Origin of the sequence: Macrococcus equipercicus, assembly GCF_024205945.1 — a bacterium.
Lineage (GTDB): Bacteria > Bacillota > Bacilli > Staphylococcales > Staphylococcaceae > Macrococcus > Macrococcus equipercicus.
This window is the reverse complement of record NZ_CP073809.1, coordinates 180,771-196,387: the sequence shown is the minus strand read 5'-3', so window position 1 is coordinate 196,387 and position 15,617 is coordinate 180,771. Positions and strand designations below refer to the sequence as shown.

Below are 15,617 nucleotides of genomic sequence, written 5' to 3'. Positions count from 1 at the left end.
CCTCCTAGATTAAAATGGCCTTTTTGTTTGATGCACTTAAATACACCGCTTCAATAATCCGAGACACTTCCCGGGCTTCCGTCGATTTCACGCGCAGCGGCGTATGGTAGAGAATCGATGAAATAAAGTTTTCGGTCTGTAAATATTCAAATGGATGCTCCACTTGAATATAGTCGATATTCAGTGTTGTCATCAATGTATCATCCGCCTGATTGACTTTCATTTCAAAGACATTGAGACCACCTTTAGTGCCAGATATACTGATGTGCTCTTCATCACTTTCGACATTGGCAGCCCAGCTTGTTTCAAACAGCATCGTGATATTGTTCTCAAATCTGATGAATGCTGTCACATGATCATCGACTTCAAATGTTTCAGGGTTAAATGCCCCCCATTCATTGACCGGATTCGGCATGCGGCTCAGCTGATTATAAGTCTGCGCGGACACTTCGACCGGCTTTCTGCTGCCGACGAGCCACATCGCAAGGTCGAGCAGATGACAGCCATAGTCAATCAATGCACCGCCGCCCTGCAGCTCTTTGTTCGTAAAGACGCCCCAGCCAGGGACTTTACGCCGCCGCATCGCTTTAATGCGGATAACAAGCGGCTCACCGATGATGCCTTTATCGATGATTTTTTTGGCAGCGATTGCTTCTTTCATAAAACGATAGTGGTAGGCAATATGAAGCTTGCCTTTACTCTTCTGCTCAGCGGCGATCATCGCATCACATTCTTCTGTCGTCAGTGCCATCGGTTTCTCGCACAAGACCGATTTATCATGATTTAAAGCTTCGATCGCAAAGGGTGCGTGGAATTTATTAGGTGTCGTAATAACGACCGCATCTACATGGTCGAGCATTTCCTCGAATTTTTTTGCGACATGCGGGATGCCGAACTGATTGGCGACAACCATCGCACGTTCTACATTAATGTCATGAACACAAGTGATAGCCACATTATCAAATTCTCTGAAGGCCGGGATGTGACGCTCTGTCGCGATACCACCCACGCCCACAATGCCGATTCTGACTTTAGTCATGATGTCTGCTCCTTAAAATCTAGTAATAGTATTTGTTTCTGCTGCTTCGATAGCTTTTAAAATAATGTTCAGTGACGCCCTGCCTTCTTCACCGTCACAAATAGGTACTGTATCTTCTATGATTGACTGAATGAAAGCATCGATCGTATGTGAGTTCACTTGACCGTCTTCATCGTTCGTCTGCATCTCACCGAGCTGCTGCTTGTCGACTTCACCATCTGCGCCGATAAAGATGTAGCTGTAGTCAGGGTCTGCATTCAATTTGAGCACACCTTTTTCGCCGTACAGCACTGTGCTGTTATCTTCTTCACCATTGTAAGCCCATGAAGCACTCAGTGTACCGATAATGCCACCTGTGGATTTCAGGATTAAGACCGCATTATCATCGACAGTTGCCTTCGCTTTCGCTGACGTTTCAATCATCGCGCCGACTTCCTTGAATTCCTCACCGAGAATATAGCGCATTAAGTCCGCTTTATGCACACCGAGGTCACCCATCGCCCCGATAAATGCGCGCTTTTTGTCGAAGAACCAGCTGTCCGGCCCGTCAACGCTCCAGCCTTCCGGACCCGGATGACCGAATGTCGTCTTAAATGAATAGATTTTACCGAGCTTTCCGGCAGCAACATCCTGTTTTGCCGCTTGATGCGCTTCATTCAGCCGCTGATTGTGACTGATCATCAGTTTAGCGCCGCTTTTTTCTGCTGCAGCGATCATCTTGTCAGCGTCATCAAGTGACGTTGCCATCGGTTTTTCGCATAACACATGTTTGCCGGCATTCAATGCAGCAATCGTCATCTCAGCGTGCAGATAGTTCGGTGTACAAATGCTCACCGCTTCAACGGTGTCATCTGCCAGCAGTTCGTTGTAATCACTGTAGCTTGTGCCGCCGTATGTTTGTGCCAGTTCATCGCTGCGCTGCTTGTTGATGTCGCAGAATGCGACGATTTCAGCAGTATCATTTTCCTGATATTCAGGGATGTGACGATGGACAGCGATGCTGCCGCAGCCGATAATTCCTACTTTGATAGTCATGATGCTACTCCTTTTCTGAAATAGATTCCAGCGGTTGATAATTGCCGTATGTCGGATAGCCGTTTGTACTAGGCTGCGCCCACTGTACGGCATTATTGATGACGCGCTGGACATTGCTGTCATAATACGTTGGATATGTTTCGTGACCTGGCCGGAAGTAGAATATCTTACCGTTCCCGCGCTTAAATGTCGCACCTGAACGGAATACTTCGCCGCCTTCAAACCAGCTGATGAATACTAATTCTTCAGGCGCAGGAATATCGAAGTGTTCACCGTACATCTCCTCTTTAGGCAGTTCAAAGAACTCAGGCAGACCGTCAGCGATCGGATGGCCCGGCATTACAGTCCAGATGCGCTCTTTGTCATCTGCTTCACGCCACTTTAAGTCACAGCCTGTCCCCATCAGCCGTTTAAAGATCTTAGAGAAATGACCGGAATGGAGAACAATAAGTCCCATTCCTTCAAGCACCCGCTGCTGGACACGGTCAACAATCGCATCCTGTACTTCATCGTGCGCTTTATGGCCCCACCAGATCAAGACATCCGTATTACTGAGCACATCTTCAGTCAGGCCGTGTTCCGGTTCATCTAACGTCGCCGTCGTGACGTCCGCGCCTTCAATAAATGATGCTATTTGCTGATGAATACCTTCCGGGTATATAGTGCTGACAATCTCTGATTCTTTCTCATGTCTATATTCATTCCATACCGTCACTTTCACAGCACTCGCTCCTTTAATGGTTTAGTCGATGAACGTTCAATAATCGCTGTCGGGATAATAATGCTGCGTTTAATCATCTCAGGATGATTCAAATATTCTATTAAACTACTACCCGCTTCCGCCCCCAGCGATTCAGGATAAATGTTGACCACCGTCTGCGGCGGGCAGGCTGATTCATTGAAATAAGAATCATTGAATGTTGCTGTCTGTATATCATCAGGTATTTTCAGTTGCTGCTGATAAAGTTCGCTCAGTACATTCAAGTTCATCATACTGTCTGAAGTAATAATCGCCGTCGGCCGGGGTACCATCGTTTTAATCTCTGCAATAATGCCGCTTACTTCTTCAGTGCCGGCCGCTCCTTCAAATACTTCCGGCATAAGACCCGCCTGCTGACAAGCACGGCTGTAACCTAGAACGCGGTCTTCATTCACCGCGTACGTAGAATTTTCTGCGATGAATACAATGTTTTTATGGCCGAGATTAATCATGTAATCGGTCAGCTGATAAGCCGCCATAACATTGTCATTATCAATATATATTTCATTGGATAATGGACTCAGTTTTTTACCGAGAATGACGAAAGGAAAGTTAATGGACTGTAAGTAGCCGACAACCGGATCATTACTTTTGGAATACAGCAGAATAAAGCCGTCCACCGCGTTGCTGTTGACCAGCTCGCTCACTTCACTGAGCAGTTCCTGTTCATTCATACTTGTAGAGACAACAGTTGAATAATGATTGTCCTTACATACTTTAGAAATACTCATTAACACATCCGTGAAAAATGGATTCTGCGTCATTTCTTTGGAAGCAGTCTTCAGCAGCAGACCGATAGTATTGGACTGCTTCGTCACGAGACGTCTTGCTGAGACATTGGGCATATAACCCATCTGATCCATCACCCGGCGGACTTTGTCCCGAGTTTTCTCACTGATAGCCGGGTGATTGCTGATAACTCTTGATACAGTGGACGGCGCCACATCGGCACGCTTCGCCACATCTTTGATTGTAATCATATTTTCACCTACTTAACCGCACCTTCAGAAACACCTTTAATAATCTGCTTTTGTGCAAAGAAGTATCCGATGATGACTGGAATGATGGAAATGGTTAAGCCCGCAAGTGCTAAATGCCATTGCTTTGTATATTGACCAAAGAATAAGAATAGTTTAAGTGGAATTGTTTCCTGTCCAGGTCCGAGTACGAGCTGCGGCAGCAGGAAGTCATTCCAGATCCAGATGACATTCAAAATACCGACTGTCACAGAAATCGGCTTAAGAAGCGGGAAGATCACATGCCAGTAGATCTGCCATTTACTTGCACCATCAATCATCGCTGCTTCATCAAGTGATTTTGAAATTCCCTGCAGCGAGCCGTGGTAGAGAAAAATTGACAGGCTGGCACCGAAACCTAAGTACATGAAAATAAGTCCCCAGCGATTCAAACTTTGTAAATCCCCGAAAATTTTAACGAGCGGAATCATGACTGACTGGAACGGGATCAGCATCGCTGCAACAAACAGGAAGAAAATCAAATTGGACATTTTCCCTTTGTTCCGGCTTAATGCATAGGCTGCCATACTGGAGAATATAATAATGAGTGCCACACTCAGCACAGTAACTATCACTGAGTTCAAAAACGTCTGCATAAAGTTTAACTGGTCAAAGGCATCCAGGAAGTTTTGGAATGACCGTTCTTTCGGCAGTCCTAAAGTATCTTCGAATATTTGAAGTTTCGTTTTAAATGCATTGACGATCATCAAATAAAAAGGCGACAGCCAGAGCAGACCAATCACTAGACCAATAATTTCTAATAACAGCCATTTACTCTTCATTACATCTCCACCTCTCTTTTTTTGTTGTAGTAAACTTGTATTAAACTGATCAGCATGACAATAAGGAAGAAGACGACGGCTTTAGCCTGGGCAGAACCCATCAAGTTCATCTTGAATGCCGTATCAACAATATCCATTGCGACCATTTTTGTTGAGTTACCTGGACCACCATTAGTTAATGACAAGTTCTGGTCATATACTTTAAATGCCCCCGATAATGTCAGGAACATGCTGACCGTGAAAGCTGGTGCAACAAGCGGGAATGTGATGTTTTTAAATTTCTGCCATGTATTCGCGCCATCAATTTCAGCTGCTTCCAGTAAATCTTCCGGCACATTCTCAAGATATGCGATATAAATAATCATGATATAACCTGCCATCTGCCAAGTTGACAAGATGACCATGCCCCAGAAGCCTGTCGTCGTATCGCTCAGCCAGCCCTGCATCCATTCAGAACCGATAGCCTGACCGATAGTTGCAAAAACTTTTGTGAAAATGAACTGCCAGATGAAACCAAGAATTAATCCACCGATCAAGTTCGGCATAAAGAATACTGTTCTTAATACATTTCTTGATTTAATTTTACTTGTGACAAGCAAGGCAAGTCCGAGGCCAATTAAATTAATAATAATAACCGCGGCAATCGAATATTTGAATGTAAACCAGAGTGCATTTTTGAAACTGTCATCTTTAAATAGATTTAAGTAGTTCTGAAATCCTATAAAGTCAGGAACGATTGTCGTATCGCCGTTCCAGTTTGTAAATGAATAATAAATTCCGTAAAGAAACGGAATAATAATAACCATGAATAAAGCGACAAGCACCGGCGCAAGCATTAACCAGAACGCTAAACTTTTTGTCTTCACTGTATTACACCTCTTTTTAAAAAAGGGGACAGACATTCCCAAATATTCGAATGTCTAATCCCCTTAACTATTATTTACGTGCTTTTGCCCAGGCATCCTGAGATTTTTTGATTGCTTCATCAAATGACATTTTACCTGTTAAGTAATCCTGCAAATACGCACCTAATGCATCATCAGTATATCCAGTCGGATAACCTTTGAATACCCAGGCAGTTGTTTTACCTTCTTTTGAATACTTATAGATTTCTTTTGATAGCGGGTCAGCAATTTTAGATGAATCGTAGCCTTTATAAGCTGGGATGAATTTAAAGTCTTTCATGACGATTTCTTTACCTTCATCAGAAGTATATAACCAGTCCAGGAAGTCTTTTGCTGCTTTTTGAACTTTTTCATCTGATTTTTTGTTGACTGCCCAGTTATTAGCAACACCTACTGGAATAGTCAGTTCTTTTGAATCTGTCGGCACTGCGATAAGTCCTACTTTATCAGCTAACTCCGGATTCACATCAGCGATAGTCGGATAAGCCCAGTTACCTTGCTGAATCATTGCTACTTTACCAGTAGAGAATAATTCTTCTACTTGCTGAGAATAATCAAGTGATGCAACAGGTTGTTTAGAGTATTTGTTCTGAATATCTAAATACTGCTTGAATAAATCTTTATGTGTGAATGGTAATGTTTTAGCTTCTGCTGCTTTTTTAATGTCGTTATCGAAGTCAGATGCGAGGAACATGCTTGCGCCGTGATCACTTAACACCCATTTTTCTTTACCTGGTAAAGCGAAGACACCGCTTAAGCCAAGTTTGTCTTTTTGAGAATCAATTTTCTTCGTAACTTTTTCTAAATCATCAAGCGTTTTAATATCTTCTGCTTTAACGCCTGCTTTTTTGAAGATTTCTTTATTGTAGATCAGGCCGTAACCTTCCTGGTTCATTGGAATACCGTATGTTTTTCCATCTTTTTGAACCGGTGCCAGCAATGCTTCATCGATTACATTTTTAGTCGCTTTCACATCTGATAAGTCCGCTAAACGGCTGGCATGCTGTTTTAAGTCTTCAGGTCCGCCGATGTTGAAAATATCCGGTTCATTTTTAGAAGCGATCTTTGCCTTCAGTGCCTGACCGTAGTCATTACCGCCTCCGACTGTTTCAATGTTGATTTTGACGTTAGGATGTTTATCCATATATTTTTGAGCCATTGCTTCAAATTGCTTTTTGAATTCCACTTTGAACTGGAAGACGTTAATTGTGACTGCATCTTTACCGCCATTTTTTGAAGCTGTGCCGCCGCCCGAACCTGAGTTACCACAAGCTGCGAGAACAGTTGCAAATAACAAGACGAACACTAACATCAGACTTGATTGTTTTCTCATTCTCTTTATCCCCTTTGAGTATTATTTTTTAGAAAGCGTTTTCAATGACACTTTCATATTATCATGACGATTTTTAGACTGTCAACAACTTTTTGCAAACGATTGCATTGAAGTTGCATCAGTCATTTAAAGCGACTATTAAGCTATGGATTAATCAATTGTGCAAACGATTAGCCGAGGCTTGACACGAAATACCTTTTTTATGCAATAAAAAAGAAGCTAATTACTCAGCTTCCTGTGAGGCTTCAAGAATCTTTCTTGCAATGTCCTTAATTTCACTTATATAGTTGGTCAAGCCTTGAATCGTCGGGAAGGCATTGACGACTCCTGCTTCAAACAGGGCGCCCAGCCCTGTTGATACCGGGTTCAACGTTTTTAATTTAAACACCGTCCGCAGCAGCTGGGCAATTTTCGCCAGCTCTTTCAGGCCGGAGACTTTCTCTTTAGCTTCAGGATGGTCAAACTTAGCGATATGCTCTTGAATGGTTGGCCATTCCTTCTTATAATCCAGCACATCATCCTCCTGTATTTTAAAATGATTGAGGATGGTCCGTTCAAGTGACTGGTAGTTCTTTTTCATAACGACTTCTTTGAAGCTTGGTGTAAACAGTTTCGGCAGCAGTGAATGCGCCTTATAGTTCAAATAGCTTTCGAGCATATCATCAGCTGCATATTTTTCCTTATAATCCTGCTGCTGCGCTTGGAAGATTTCCGTTATGGTCTGCCTCAAAGTGTCAAGACCTTCCTGAGTGAGCGTGCTGACAAATATATAGGACACCGGCTTTTTAATATAAGGCTTCAATGTCACTTTGAGCTCTGTATTTTTATCGCGTTTCAGCTCTTCTACTGTGTCATGATTAGTAATGTCCACTAACGCGTCTGTTTTATTATAAATAAATATGAGTTCTTTATCATTTTTGGCAAGATACTTGATTAGTTCGATGTCCGCTTCTTTTATTTTACTTTCAAAGACATAGACAAAATGGTTAATACCACTCTGCTGAATCAATTTTTTATAATAGCCGGTGCTGACTTCCTCTGTACCGACTCCTGGAAAGTCGACGAGAATACCGTATGTATCAAAAGCATATTCTTTAGTTTGAAGTGTCGCATCAGTATGCACGGATGTATGGGCGGTGTTACTATTGTTCAAGGCATTGATCAAGCTGCTTTTTCCGGCATCGGGCTGTCCGATAATACCGATTTTATGATTCGACCGATTAGTTATAAACTGCTGATAGGATGTCACTAACGGATGAATTTCCATGTCATCACTCCATCATTTTTTCATTCTATTCCCTCTCCAAAGACAATTAACACGTTTAAAGTAACAATTACTCATTCAATTAATGACATTCGCTTATTTTACTTATATTTTTAAAAACGACAGGTAGTATTGGATATCAACCCGCTGTTTGCGTTAATATAAGTCACAGAGAAGCACAGTGCTGAATTAAAATATTTTTCCGTTACTCATCATACGTTATTTATTACAACAAAGTCTTTCATAATAATCAAATCAATTTACATCACTTCTGGTAAAAAATAACTTAGGGCTTAAAAGGGTGGTTTTCCAATGCTTAAAGATTTCAAGTATATTTTCAGCAAAAAATTTCTATTGGCCGCGCTGATTGTGTTATTATTTTTACCGATTATTTACAGTGCTGTCTTCATTTATTCCATGTGGGATCCTTATGGTCAGACAAAGGACCTGCCGATTGCTGTCGTCAATGAAGATGCAGGCGCAGCTATACAAGGCAGGAAAGAAAATTTAGGAGACCGTGTTGTCGCCAAGTTAAAGCAAAACGATAATTTCAACTGGCAGTTTGTCGACCGCCGAAAAGCATCAGCCGGTATTACAGCAGGAAAATACTTCGCCGTCATCCGTCTACCGAAAGACTTTTCGAAAGATGCGGGAACAATGCTTGAAAAGAAACCGAAGCAAGTCCAAATTATCGTCAAGAAAAATCCGGGCTACAGTTACTCAGGACAAAGTATCGGTGATAAAAGTGCGCAGGCTGTCAAAGATAACGTCTCGCTTGCCATTCGTGAACTTTATTTGAAGAAAATTTTCCAGTCCGTTAATGCCATGGAGGAGAACTCAAAAAAATTATCAGCGAACTTAAAGAAAACGAGTCAAGGTGAACAAGACCTAGCTGCAGGCAGCACGCGGGTTACAGAGGGTCTGCAGGCAGCACTTCCTTCTCCGCAGAACCAGAGTGTGCTGCAGCTTGCGCAAAGCTCACAGCAGATCACTTCAGGTTTAGCGTCATTATCATCAAACACAGACAAAATGACATCACAGCTTGATAGCAGCTTGCAGCAGCTCAGTGCCCGTTCATTCCAGGAAAGCAACGCGAAAAGTATCAGTGACCCTGTGAAAATCACAGAGAACGATGTGACTAAAGTAGCGAACTACGGTCAGAGCTTCGCGCCTTATGTGCTGAGTTTAAGCCTGTACGTCGGTGCTATTGCATTTGTTTCCATTTATCCAGTTGATAAACGTGTCGGCGCCTATAGACGCAGCATAAGCTGGTGGGCAAGCAAATCTCTGCTGATTGCCCTCTACGGACTGCTGCAAGGACTGCTGCTCGCCTTATTCACCATATTTGTCATCAATATTAAGATCGAGCATACGCTGCACTTTACGCTGACACTCGTCATCTGGTCGCTGACAGCGATGTTTATCGTCTGCTTTCTGACTGCGGCGTTCAGTAACATCGGCAAGTTCCTAGCTATCATTGTGCTGATTCTGCAGCTCGGTTCAAGTGAAGGGACGTTTCCGATACAGTTGACGAACAAGTTCTTCCAGACCATGCATGTCTTCTCACCTATGACCTATGTCATCAAGGCGCTGCGAGAATCTATATTTGGTTTTGAAGGAAATGTTCCTTACACGACTTCACTTACTATTATTACGATTATCGGTTTAGTCATGCTCGGCCTGCTCTATATCAGCTATCTGGTGAAACAAAGAGTGCCATGGTTAAGTAAAGCAAGTGAACTTTAGTCTGCTATATAAAAAGCAACTCAGCTGTTCTTCAGCCGAGTTGCTTTTTTGTATGATTAAAACTGCGTCTTCTTACCCATTAAGTACAGGAAATAAGGTGCTCCAATAATACTGACGATAATGCCTGCTGGAATACCTTCCGGCTGCAGCAGCATTCGGCCAAGCGTATCAGCCAGCGCCAGCAGTATCGCACCAATCAGCAGGGCAAGCGGCATAAACAGTTGATGCCTTGGTCCGACCATGCTCTTTGCGATATGAGGACCGAGCAGTCCGATAAAACCGATACCGCCGCTTACAGCGACTGCGCTTGAACTGAGTAGTACCGACAGCAGCACGAGCACTATATTCTCCCGGGCGACATGAATGCCGACGCCACGGGATATATGATCATGTGTATTAAGGATATTCAGCACATTTGCCCGCATGAATATTACAGGCAGGCAGATGCTGATGATAAGTCCGAGCATCACCACAAAGGGCCACGTGTCCCCCCAGATGTTTCCGGCAAACCAAGTGGAAACAAACTCAACCTGGTCTTTATTGAATGTTGTCGTCATCATAATAGAGGCCCCACTTAAAGCAGCGGCAAGTCCGACACCAATCAGCACCATGCGGACTGGGTTGATACCTTCCCCGTGCTTATAGCTCAGCGTAAAGATCAATAAGGCCGTTAATATACTGCCGAGCAGACTGAAGAGCGGTAATACATAGACAAATGTGCTGCTGTCTACTGGAATAAACATAATCAGCAGCACCATTGTAAAACCACTGCCGGCATTAATACCGATAATACCGGGATCTGCCAGCGGATTTTTAGTGATACTCTGCAGCAGCGCGCCGCTCAGTGCCAGTGCAGCACCGCTTAATAAGGTGACAAGCAGGCGCGGCATCCGGAATTCATAGAGAATCATCTGTTCCGTCTGACTGCCCATACCGAAAAGCGTTCTGAAAAATTCGGTGAAACTCATCTTGAAGTCGCCTGTCGTCATGCTCAGCGCCATTACACCGAGCAGCAGAATTAAAAGTGCTATCAATATGATAGTCTGGCGTTTGTGTGCTTCACTCATAGAATTCTGCCATCCTTTCTTACAAGGTAGATGAAGAATGGAACGCCAACTAATGACACAACTGCACCGAGCGGATTTTCTCCGCTCATCCGTGCAATCATATCAGCAGTAACGATGAATATACCGCCGAGCAGCGCAGAAAATGGAAGAACAAGACGATAATCCGTCCCGACAATCATCCGTGCAATGTGGGGGACCATCAGTCCGACGAATGCCAGAGAGCCGACGAGTGCTACAGCGACACCTGAAAGTATCATGGTCAACACCGAAAACGCGGTCCGAATGACTCCGGTATTGACACCAAGTCCTTGAGCCATCTCTTCTCCGAGACTTAGAGCAGTCAGCTGTCTGGCACTTAATGTCGTGATGATTAAGACAAAGATAATGACCGGTGCTGCATACAGGAGTTGCTGCCATGTTGTGCCGGCGACGCCTCCTGCGATAAAGAAAGTGATGCTCTGATTAATCTTAAAGAACAGGGCGATCCCATCAGCGAGTGCGGTTAATAACGCCGATACAGCAGCACCTGCGAGTATGATGCGCATCGTATTGAATCCGCCGCGGCGTGACATGCCGATCAGCATGACAGCTGTACCTCCGATAACTGCTCCGATAAATCCAGCGCTCATCAGTGCAAGGAAACCTGCTCCCGTGTTGAATGCAAGCAGTATACTGATAACCATTGATGCACCGGCGTTCAAACCGAGAAGGGACGGATCAGCCAATGCATTTTTCGTCACACCCTGCATGATGGCACCGCTGCATGCCAGTGCCATCCCGACCAGTACAGCTGCTATTTCCCGGGGAATACGAATATCTCTAATGATATTGTAACTTTCAATGTTACGGTAATTAAATAAAGCGTCATAAACTTCCTTTAAAGAATAGTTCTCGACGCCGAGGCAGAATGAAACAATCAGCAGGATGAGGAGCACAGCGAGCAGCATTACACCCTGCAGTTCAATCGATAGTTTATTATTAAATAATTTCATGACGGGCTCCTTAAATTCTCGTATAATGCTTACACAGCAAATCATAAGTGACAAACATCGGTTTCCCCGTCCTTGGGTCTGTACTCAGTTCAGCATTGATGTTAAAGACTTCTTCCAGCACTGCATGAGTTAAGACATCGGTTGTTGCACCTTGGGTGACAATGCGGCCTTTTTTCATCGCAATGATATGGTCTGAGAATCTGATGGCCTGATTGATGTCGTGCAGTACCATAATAATCGTAGTGCCGCGCTCTTCATTCAATGATTGAACGAGTTCGAGAATTTCCAGCTGATGAGAGATATCAAGATAAGTCGTCGGTTCATCCAGAAAAATAATCTCTGTTTCCTGGGCCAGTGCCATGGCTATCCAGACGCGCTGTCTCTGTCCGCCGCTCAGTCCGTTGACCGGACGATTCCTGAATTCATACGTCCCTGTCGCATGCAGAGCCCAGTCGATCATCTCTTTATCTTCTTTTGTCAGACGTCCGAATCCCTTCTGATAGGGGAAGCGGCCGTAACTGACCAGTTCACTGACGGTAAGACCATCCGCAACGGCAGGTGACTGCGGCAGAATAGCAATTTTTCTTGCGACTTCTTTCGTTGAAGATGTATGTATATTCACACCGTCCAGCAGCACTTGCCCGTTCTTGACATTAATAATACGGGCCAGCGCTTTCAATAAAGTCGACTTACCACAGCCGTTCGGACCGATAATCGATGTGATTTTGTGGTCGGCGATATCAACACTCAAATCTTTAATAATATCATGGTCATCATAGCTTACCGTAATATGATTCCCCTGCAGTCTCCCCATAAATAGCCTTCTTTCACAATTTTGTAAATGATAATCATTATCAATGCCTTCATTTTATAGTATAATATATATCAAATCAAGATAACTTACTATTAAAGGAGCTGCTCCTATGAGCGATATATTGGATGTTACTGTGATCGGCGGCGGTCCGGCTGGTCTTTACGCAGCTTTTTATTCCGGTTTGCGCGGCATGACGGTGCGCATCATTGAACATCACGACAAGCTGGGCGGCAAGGTCAACCTCTATCCCGAGAAGTTTATATGGGACATCGGAGGCGTTGCACCGAAGCCTGCTGCCATGATTGTCAGCGAAATGATCAGCCAGGGCCTGACTTTCAATCCGGAAGTCAATGTCAACGAAAAAGTCGTCAACATCATCAAGCACAGCGACCAGCATTTTGAAGTGGTGACTGAAACCACAAGCTTCTATTCTAAAGCAGTCATCATCGCAGTCGGCAGCGGCATTATTTCACCGATGAAGCTGGCTATTGAAGGCTGCGAACGCTATGAAGTCAATAACCTGCATTATGTTGTACCGTCGTTAAAGCGCTTTGAGAACAAGCGCGTGCTGATTTCCGGCGGCGGTAATGCAGCAGTCGACTGGGCGTATGAGATTGCTGCGCTGGCACGCAGCGTGCATATTCTCTGCCGGCAGGATGACTTTAAAGGACACGAGGAAATGGTGCGTAAGCTCGACGAGCGCGGTGTCTTTAAAGTGATGAGCCATTCCATCAGTTCACTGCAGGCAACTGGAGACCATATCGATGCGGTCATTATTGAACATTGTCGGACACGGGAAAAATCTGAACTGCTTGTCGATGACGTCATTATTAATCACGGGTTCCATATGGAATGCGACATGCTGGACAACTGTGACATCAAGCTTGAACGTCAAGACAGCTTCTACATTAAAGGCAATGCCGATTCTTCCACTAATGTTGAAGGTGTGTATGCCGTCGGTGATATTTTATCACATGCCAGCAAAGTCCAGCTGATTGCAGGCTGCTTCCATGATGCAGCCAATGCCGCGAATCTCGCCAAAAAATATATTAATCCGGAAGCCGCACAGGCAGGAACAGTATCCAGTCATAACGATGTGTTTAAAGAAAAGAATGAGGCACTTGTACAGCAGCTGAAATAAGCTGAAGTCTCTTATCAACAAAACGCCCCGGCAACTGCCGGGGCGTTTTGTGATGTTATTTACTTGTTCTATCGATCTTACAGGCGGCTGCATCATCCATCACTATCTCAACATTAGGATGATTCAGCAGACTGCTTGCCGGTATACTCTCATCCGGCGCTGACATCGCATACAGCTTCGCCATAATGTCTGCTTTCTTCTCTCCAAGGGCCAGGAGAATAATACGCTTTGAATAAAGAATCGTGTCGATTCCCATTGATATCGCTTTCGTCGGTACATCGTCCTCATTGTCAAAGTACCGCGAATTAGCGGCAATAGTCGTCTCTGTCAGTTCGACGAGCCGCGTTTTGCTGTCAAACGGGGTCCCCGGCTCATTAAAGCCGATATGGCCGTTCTCTCCGATACCTAGAAGCTGAAGATGCAGCGGCCCTTTTTCTCTGATGGCACGGTCATATGCTTCATTGTCTTCTTCCACATCAATTCCATCGTTATCCGGCAGATGAAACTGTGATTGCTGCATACCGATTTTGTCGAAGAAATGCGCTCTCATATAAGACATATAGCTGTTGGGATCGTTCTGATCGAGCATGAAATATTCGTCCAGATTAAATGTTTCAAGGCATGTAATATCCGTATGATTCAATGTCAGTAATTCGACGAGCTTCGCATAGACTTCTTCCATTGTCCCGCCTGTTGCGAGACCGAGCAATGTACAGTGGTTATAATGTATTTCCTTGAACATTTCAATTGCTGTATAATGAGCTGCGTCCTGTCTGCTGCCTAAATTAATGAATCTCATAACTGCCTCCCTTAATCTTCAGGTATAAAACCGTTTCCTAATACATCGCGCACATCATGGACAACGACAAAAGCATCCGCATCAATTTTTCTGATCATTCGTTTAGCACGTGTCAGCTGTGTTTTATTGATGACACAGTATAAGACATCGGTCTCTCTCTTTGTATAATACCCTTTCCCGTTCAGCAAAGTCACGCCTCGTCCGATGTCTTCATCAAGCATTTTTGCAATCGGTTCAGGGTTCTGCGAGATGATAGTGATGGCCTTCTTAGGATTTAAACCTTCGATCATGAAATCCATCGCTTTTGTGCCGATATAAAGACCGAGCGCAGTTAACAGTGCTTTTTCGACCGGAATCACAGTCAATGAAATCGCAACAACAATCAAGTCAAAAAACAATAGGGCGTAAGATGTGCTGACGTCCAAATATTTATGAGCGATGCGGGCAAGAATCGTTGTTCCGGCTGTCGTCCCGCCGACGATAACAATCAGTCCGATGCCGATGCCGACTATAAATCCACCGAACACAGTGCTGACGAGCACTTCATGCAGATGAAGCTGCCAGCTTTCTGTCAGTTTCAGAAATACAGCAAGCGCCATAATGGCAATAACAGTCAGTACCATAGAACGCTTCGACAGAAATTTATAGCCGACTGCCAAGAGCACTAAGTTCATCGCAAGTGTCGTCCAGGCCGGTGACCAGCCAAATGCATATAACAGCACGAGTGACAGACCGGTCACGCCGCCTTCACCAAGATGGGCAGGAATGATAAATGTATTAACTCCTACAGAAAATAGAAAACAGCCTAATAGAACAATCATGACTGTCTTAAATGAAATATTCATCGTCTCCCTCTTTCTCGTTCACTTGACGTAAGTTCTCATTCTAACGAATCGCTTGAGACAAGCGCTCGACTTCTCCATT

The 15,617-nt window shown here is 44.1% G+C and carries 15 protein-coding genes; 2 read left to right on the top strand and 13 right to left on the bottom strand.

What is annotated here, in order from left to right; genetic code table 11:
• Nucleotides 1–4: 4 nt before the first annotated feature.
• The 8 genes from KFV11_RS01005 to KFV11_RS00970 all read right to left on the bottom strand — a co-directional run bounded on the left by KFV11_RS01005 (nucleotide 5) and on the right by KFV11_RS00970 (nucleotide 8,137).
• Nucleotides 5–1,039: a Gfo/Idh/MocA family protein gene (locus KFV11_RS01005; protein ID WP_149459050.1), complete on the bottom strand. Its 1,035-nt coding sequence runs from the start codon at nucleotides 1,037–1,039 to the stop codon at nucleotides 5–7.
• Nucleotides 1,040–1,051: 12 nt separating this feature from the next.
• On the bottom strand, nucleotides 1,052–2,077 hold the full coding sequence (locus tag KFV11_RS01000; RefSeq protein ID WP_254250577.1) for a Gfo/Idh/MocA family protein: 1,026 nt from the start codon (nucleotides 2,075–2,077) through the stop codon (nucleotides 1,052–1,054).
• A 1-nt stretch (nucleotide 2,078) separates the two neighbouring features.
• On the bottom strand, nucleotides 2,079–2,795 hold the full coding sequence (locus KFV11_RS00995; RefSeq protein ID WP_254250095.1) for a ThuA domain-containing protein: 717 nt from the start codon (nucleotides 2,793–2,795) through the stop codon (nucleotides 2,079–2,081).
• Nucleotides 2,792–3,814 carry a LacI family DNA-binding transcriptional regulator gene (locus KFV11_RS00990; RefSeq protein ID WP_254250094.1) on the bottom strand — a complete coding sequence of 341 codons (1,023 nt, stop codon included), beginning with the start codon at nucleotides 3,812–3,814 and terminating at the stop codon, nucleotides 2,792–2,794. The genes KFV11_RS00995 and KFV11_RS00990 overlap by 4 nt, the downstream gene beginning before the upstream one ends.
• Before the next feature lie 8 nt (nucleotides 3,815–3,822).
• Nucleotides 3,823–4,632 (bottom strand): carbohydrate ABC transporter permease, encoded by an 810-nt coding sequence (locus KFV11_RS00985; protein WP_254250093.1) that lies wholly within the window; start codon nucleotides 4,630–4,632, stop codon nucleotides 3,823–3,825.
• Nucleotides 4,632–5,498 carry a carbohydrate ABC transporter permease gene (locus tag KFV11_RS00980; RefSeq protein ID WP_254250092.1) on the bottom strand — a complete coding sequence of 289 codons (867 nt, stop codon included), beginning with the start codon at nucleotides 5,496–5,498 and terminating at the stop codon, nucleotides 4,632–4,634. The genes KFV11_RS00985 and KFV11_RS00980 overlap by 1 nt, the downstream gene beginning before the upstream one ends.
• Nucleotides 5,499–5,568: 70 nt before the next feature.
• Nucleotides 5,569–6,870 (bottom strand): ABC transporter substrate-binding protein, encoded by a 1,302-nt coding sequence (locus tag KFV11_RS00975; protein WP_254250091.1) that lies wholly within the window; start codon nucleotides 6,868–6,870, stop codon nucleotides 5,569–5,571.
• Nucleotides 6,871–7,093: 223 nt separating this feature from the next.
• Nucleotides 7,094–8,137: a GTPase domain-containing protein gene (locus KFV11_RS00970; RefSeq protein ID WP_254250090.1), complete on the bottom strand. Its 1,044-nt coding sequence runs from the start codon at nucleotides 8,135–8,137 to the stop codon at nucleotides 7,094–7,096.
• A 309-nt stretch (nucleotides 8,138–8,446) separates the two neighbouring features.
• On the opposite strand from KFV11_RS00970, the gene KFV11_RS00965 reads away from it, so the two are divergent.
• A complete protein-coding gene (locus KFV11_RS00965; RefSeq protein ID WP_149459043.1) occupies nucleotides 8,447–9,880 on the top strand; it encodes a YhgE/Pip domain-containing protein in 1,434 nt (477 codons plus the stop codon).
• Nucleotides 9,881–9,936: 56 nt separating this feature from the next.
• On the opposite strand, the gene KFV11_RS00960 is transcribed toward KFV11_RS00965, so the two are convergent.
• The 3 genes from KFV11_RS00960 to KFV11_RS00950 are packed head-to-tail and all read right to left on the bottom strand — an operon-like array spanning nucleotide 9,937 to nucleotide 12,753.
• Complete coding sequence (locus KFV11_RS00960; protein ID WP_254250089.1) at nucleotides 9,937–10,947, bottom strand: FecCD family ABC transporter permease; 1,011 nt, start codon at nucleotides 10,945–10,947, stop codon at nucleotides 9,937–9,939.
• Nucleotides 10,944–11,939, bottom strand: a complete 996-nt coding sequence (locus KFV11_RS00955; protein ID WP_254250088.1) for a FecCD family ABC transporter permease — start codon at nucleotides 11,937–11,939, stop codon at nucleotides 10,944–10,946. Before KFV11_RS00955 ends, KFV11_RS00960 begins: the two co-directional genes overlap by 4 nt.
• 10 nt (nucleotides 11,940–11,949) lie before the next feature.
• Nucleotides 11,950–12,753, bottom strand: coding sequence for an ABC transporter ATP-binding protein (locus tag KFV11_RS00950; RefSeq protein WP_254250087.1), 804 nt, complete (start codon nucleotides 12,751–12,753; stop codon nucleotides 11,950–11,952).
• Nucleotides 12,754–12,862: 109 nt separating this feature from the next.
• Between KFV11_RS00950 and KFV11_RS00945 the strand changes: the two genes are divergently transcribed.
• Complete coding sequence (locus KFV11_RS00945) at nucleotides 12,863–13,894, top strand: NAD(P)/FAD-dependent oxidoreductase (protein ID WP_149459039.1); 1,032 nt, start codon at nucleotides 12,863–12,865, stop codon at nucleotides 13,892–13,894.
• 55 nt (nucleotides 13,895–13,949) lie between these two features.
• Here the strand turns inward: KFV11_RS00945 and KFV11_RS00940 are convergent, their stop codons facing one another.
• Complete coding sequence (locus tag KFV11_RS00940) at nucleotides 13,950–14,693, bottom strand: glucosamine-6-phosphate deaminase (RefSeq protein WP_149459038.1); 744 nt, start codon at nucleotides 14,691–14,693, stop codon at nucleotides 13,950–13,952.
• Between the two features lie 11 nt (nucleotides 14,694–14,704).
• Nucleotides 14,705–15,538, bottom strand: a complete 834-nt coding sequence (locus tag KFV11_RS00935; protein WP_149459037.1) for a YitT family protein — start codon at nucleotides 15,536–15,538, stop codon at nucleotides 14,705–14,707.
• Nucleotides 15,539–15,617: the final 79 nt, after the last annotated feature.

Excerpts from the sequence above, each read along its gene's own strand:
- KFV11_RS00960 (WP_254250089.1), bottom strand. The coding sequence starts at position 10,947 with ATGAGTGAAGCACACAAACGCCAGACTATCATATTGATAGCACTTTTA.
- KFV11_RS00970 (WP_254250090.1), bottom strand. The coding sequence starts at position 8,137 with ATGGAAATTCATCCGTTAGTGACATCCTATCAGCAGTTTATAACTAAT.
- KFV11_RS00950 (WP_254250087.1), bottom strand. The coding sequence starts at position 12,753 with ATGGGGAGACTGCAGGGGAATCATATTACGGTAAGCTATGATGACCAT.
- KFV11_RS00975 (WP_254250091.1), bottom strand. The coding sequence starts at position 6,870 with ATGAGAAAACAATCAAGTCTGATGTTAGTGTTCGTCTTGTTATTTGCA.
- KFV11_RS01005 (WP_149459050.1), bottom strand. The coding sequence starts at position 1,039 with ATGACTAAAGTCAGAATCGGCATTGTGGGCGTGGGTGGTATCGCGACA.
- KFV11_RS00955 (WP_254250088.1), bottom strand. The coding sequence starts at position 11,939 with ATGAAATTATTTAATAATAAACTATCGATTGAACTGCAGGGTGTAATG.
- KFV11_RS00945 (WP_149459039.1), top strand. The coding sequence starts at position 12,863 with ATGAGCGATATATTGGATGTTACTGTGATCGGCGGCGGTCCGGCTGGT.
- KFV11_RS00940 (WP_149459038.1), bottom strand. The coding sequence starts at position 14,693 with ATGAGATTCATTAATTTAGGCAGCAGACAGGACGCAGCTCATTATACA.
- KFV11_RS00990 (WP_254250094.1), bottom strand. The coding sequence starts at position 3,814 with ATGATTACAATCAAAGATGTGGCGAAGCGTGCCGATGTGGCGCCGTCC.
- KFV11_RS00985 (WP_254250093.1), bottom strand. The coding sequence starts at position 4,632 with ATGAAGAGTAAATGGCTGTTATTAGAAATTATTGGTCTAGTGATTGGT.
- KFV11_RS00965 (WP_149459043.1), top strand. The coding sequence starts at position 8,447 with ATGCTTAAAGATTTCAAGTATATTTTCAGCAAAAAATTTCTATTGGCC.
- KFV11_RS00935 (WP_149459037.1), bottom strand. The coding sequence starts at position 15,538 with ATGAATATTTCATTTAAGACAGTCATGATTGTTCTATTAGGCTGTTTT.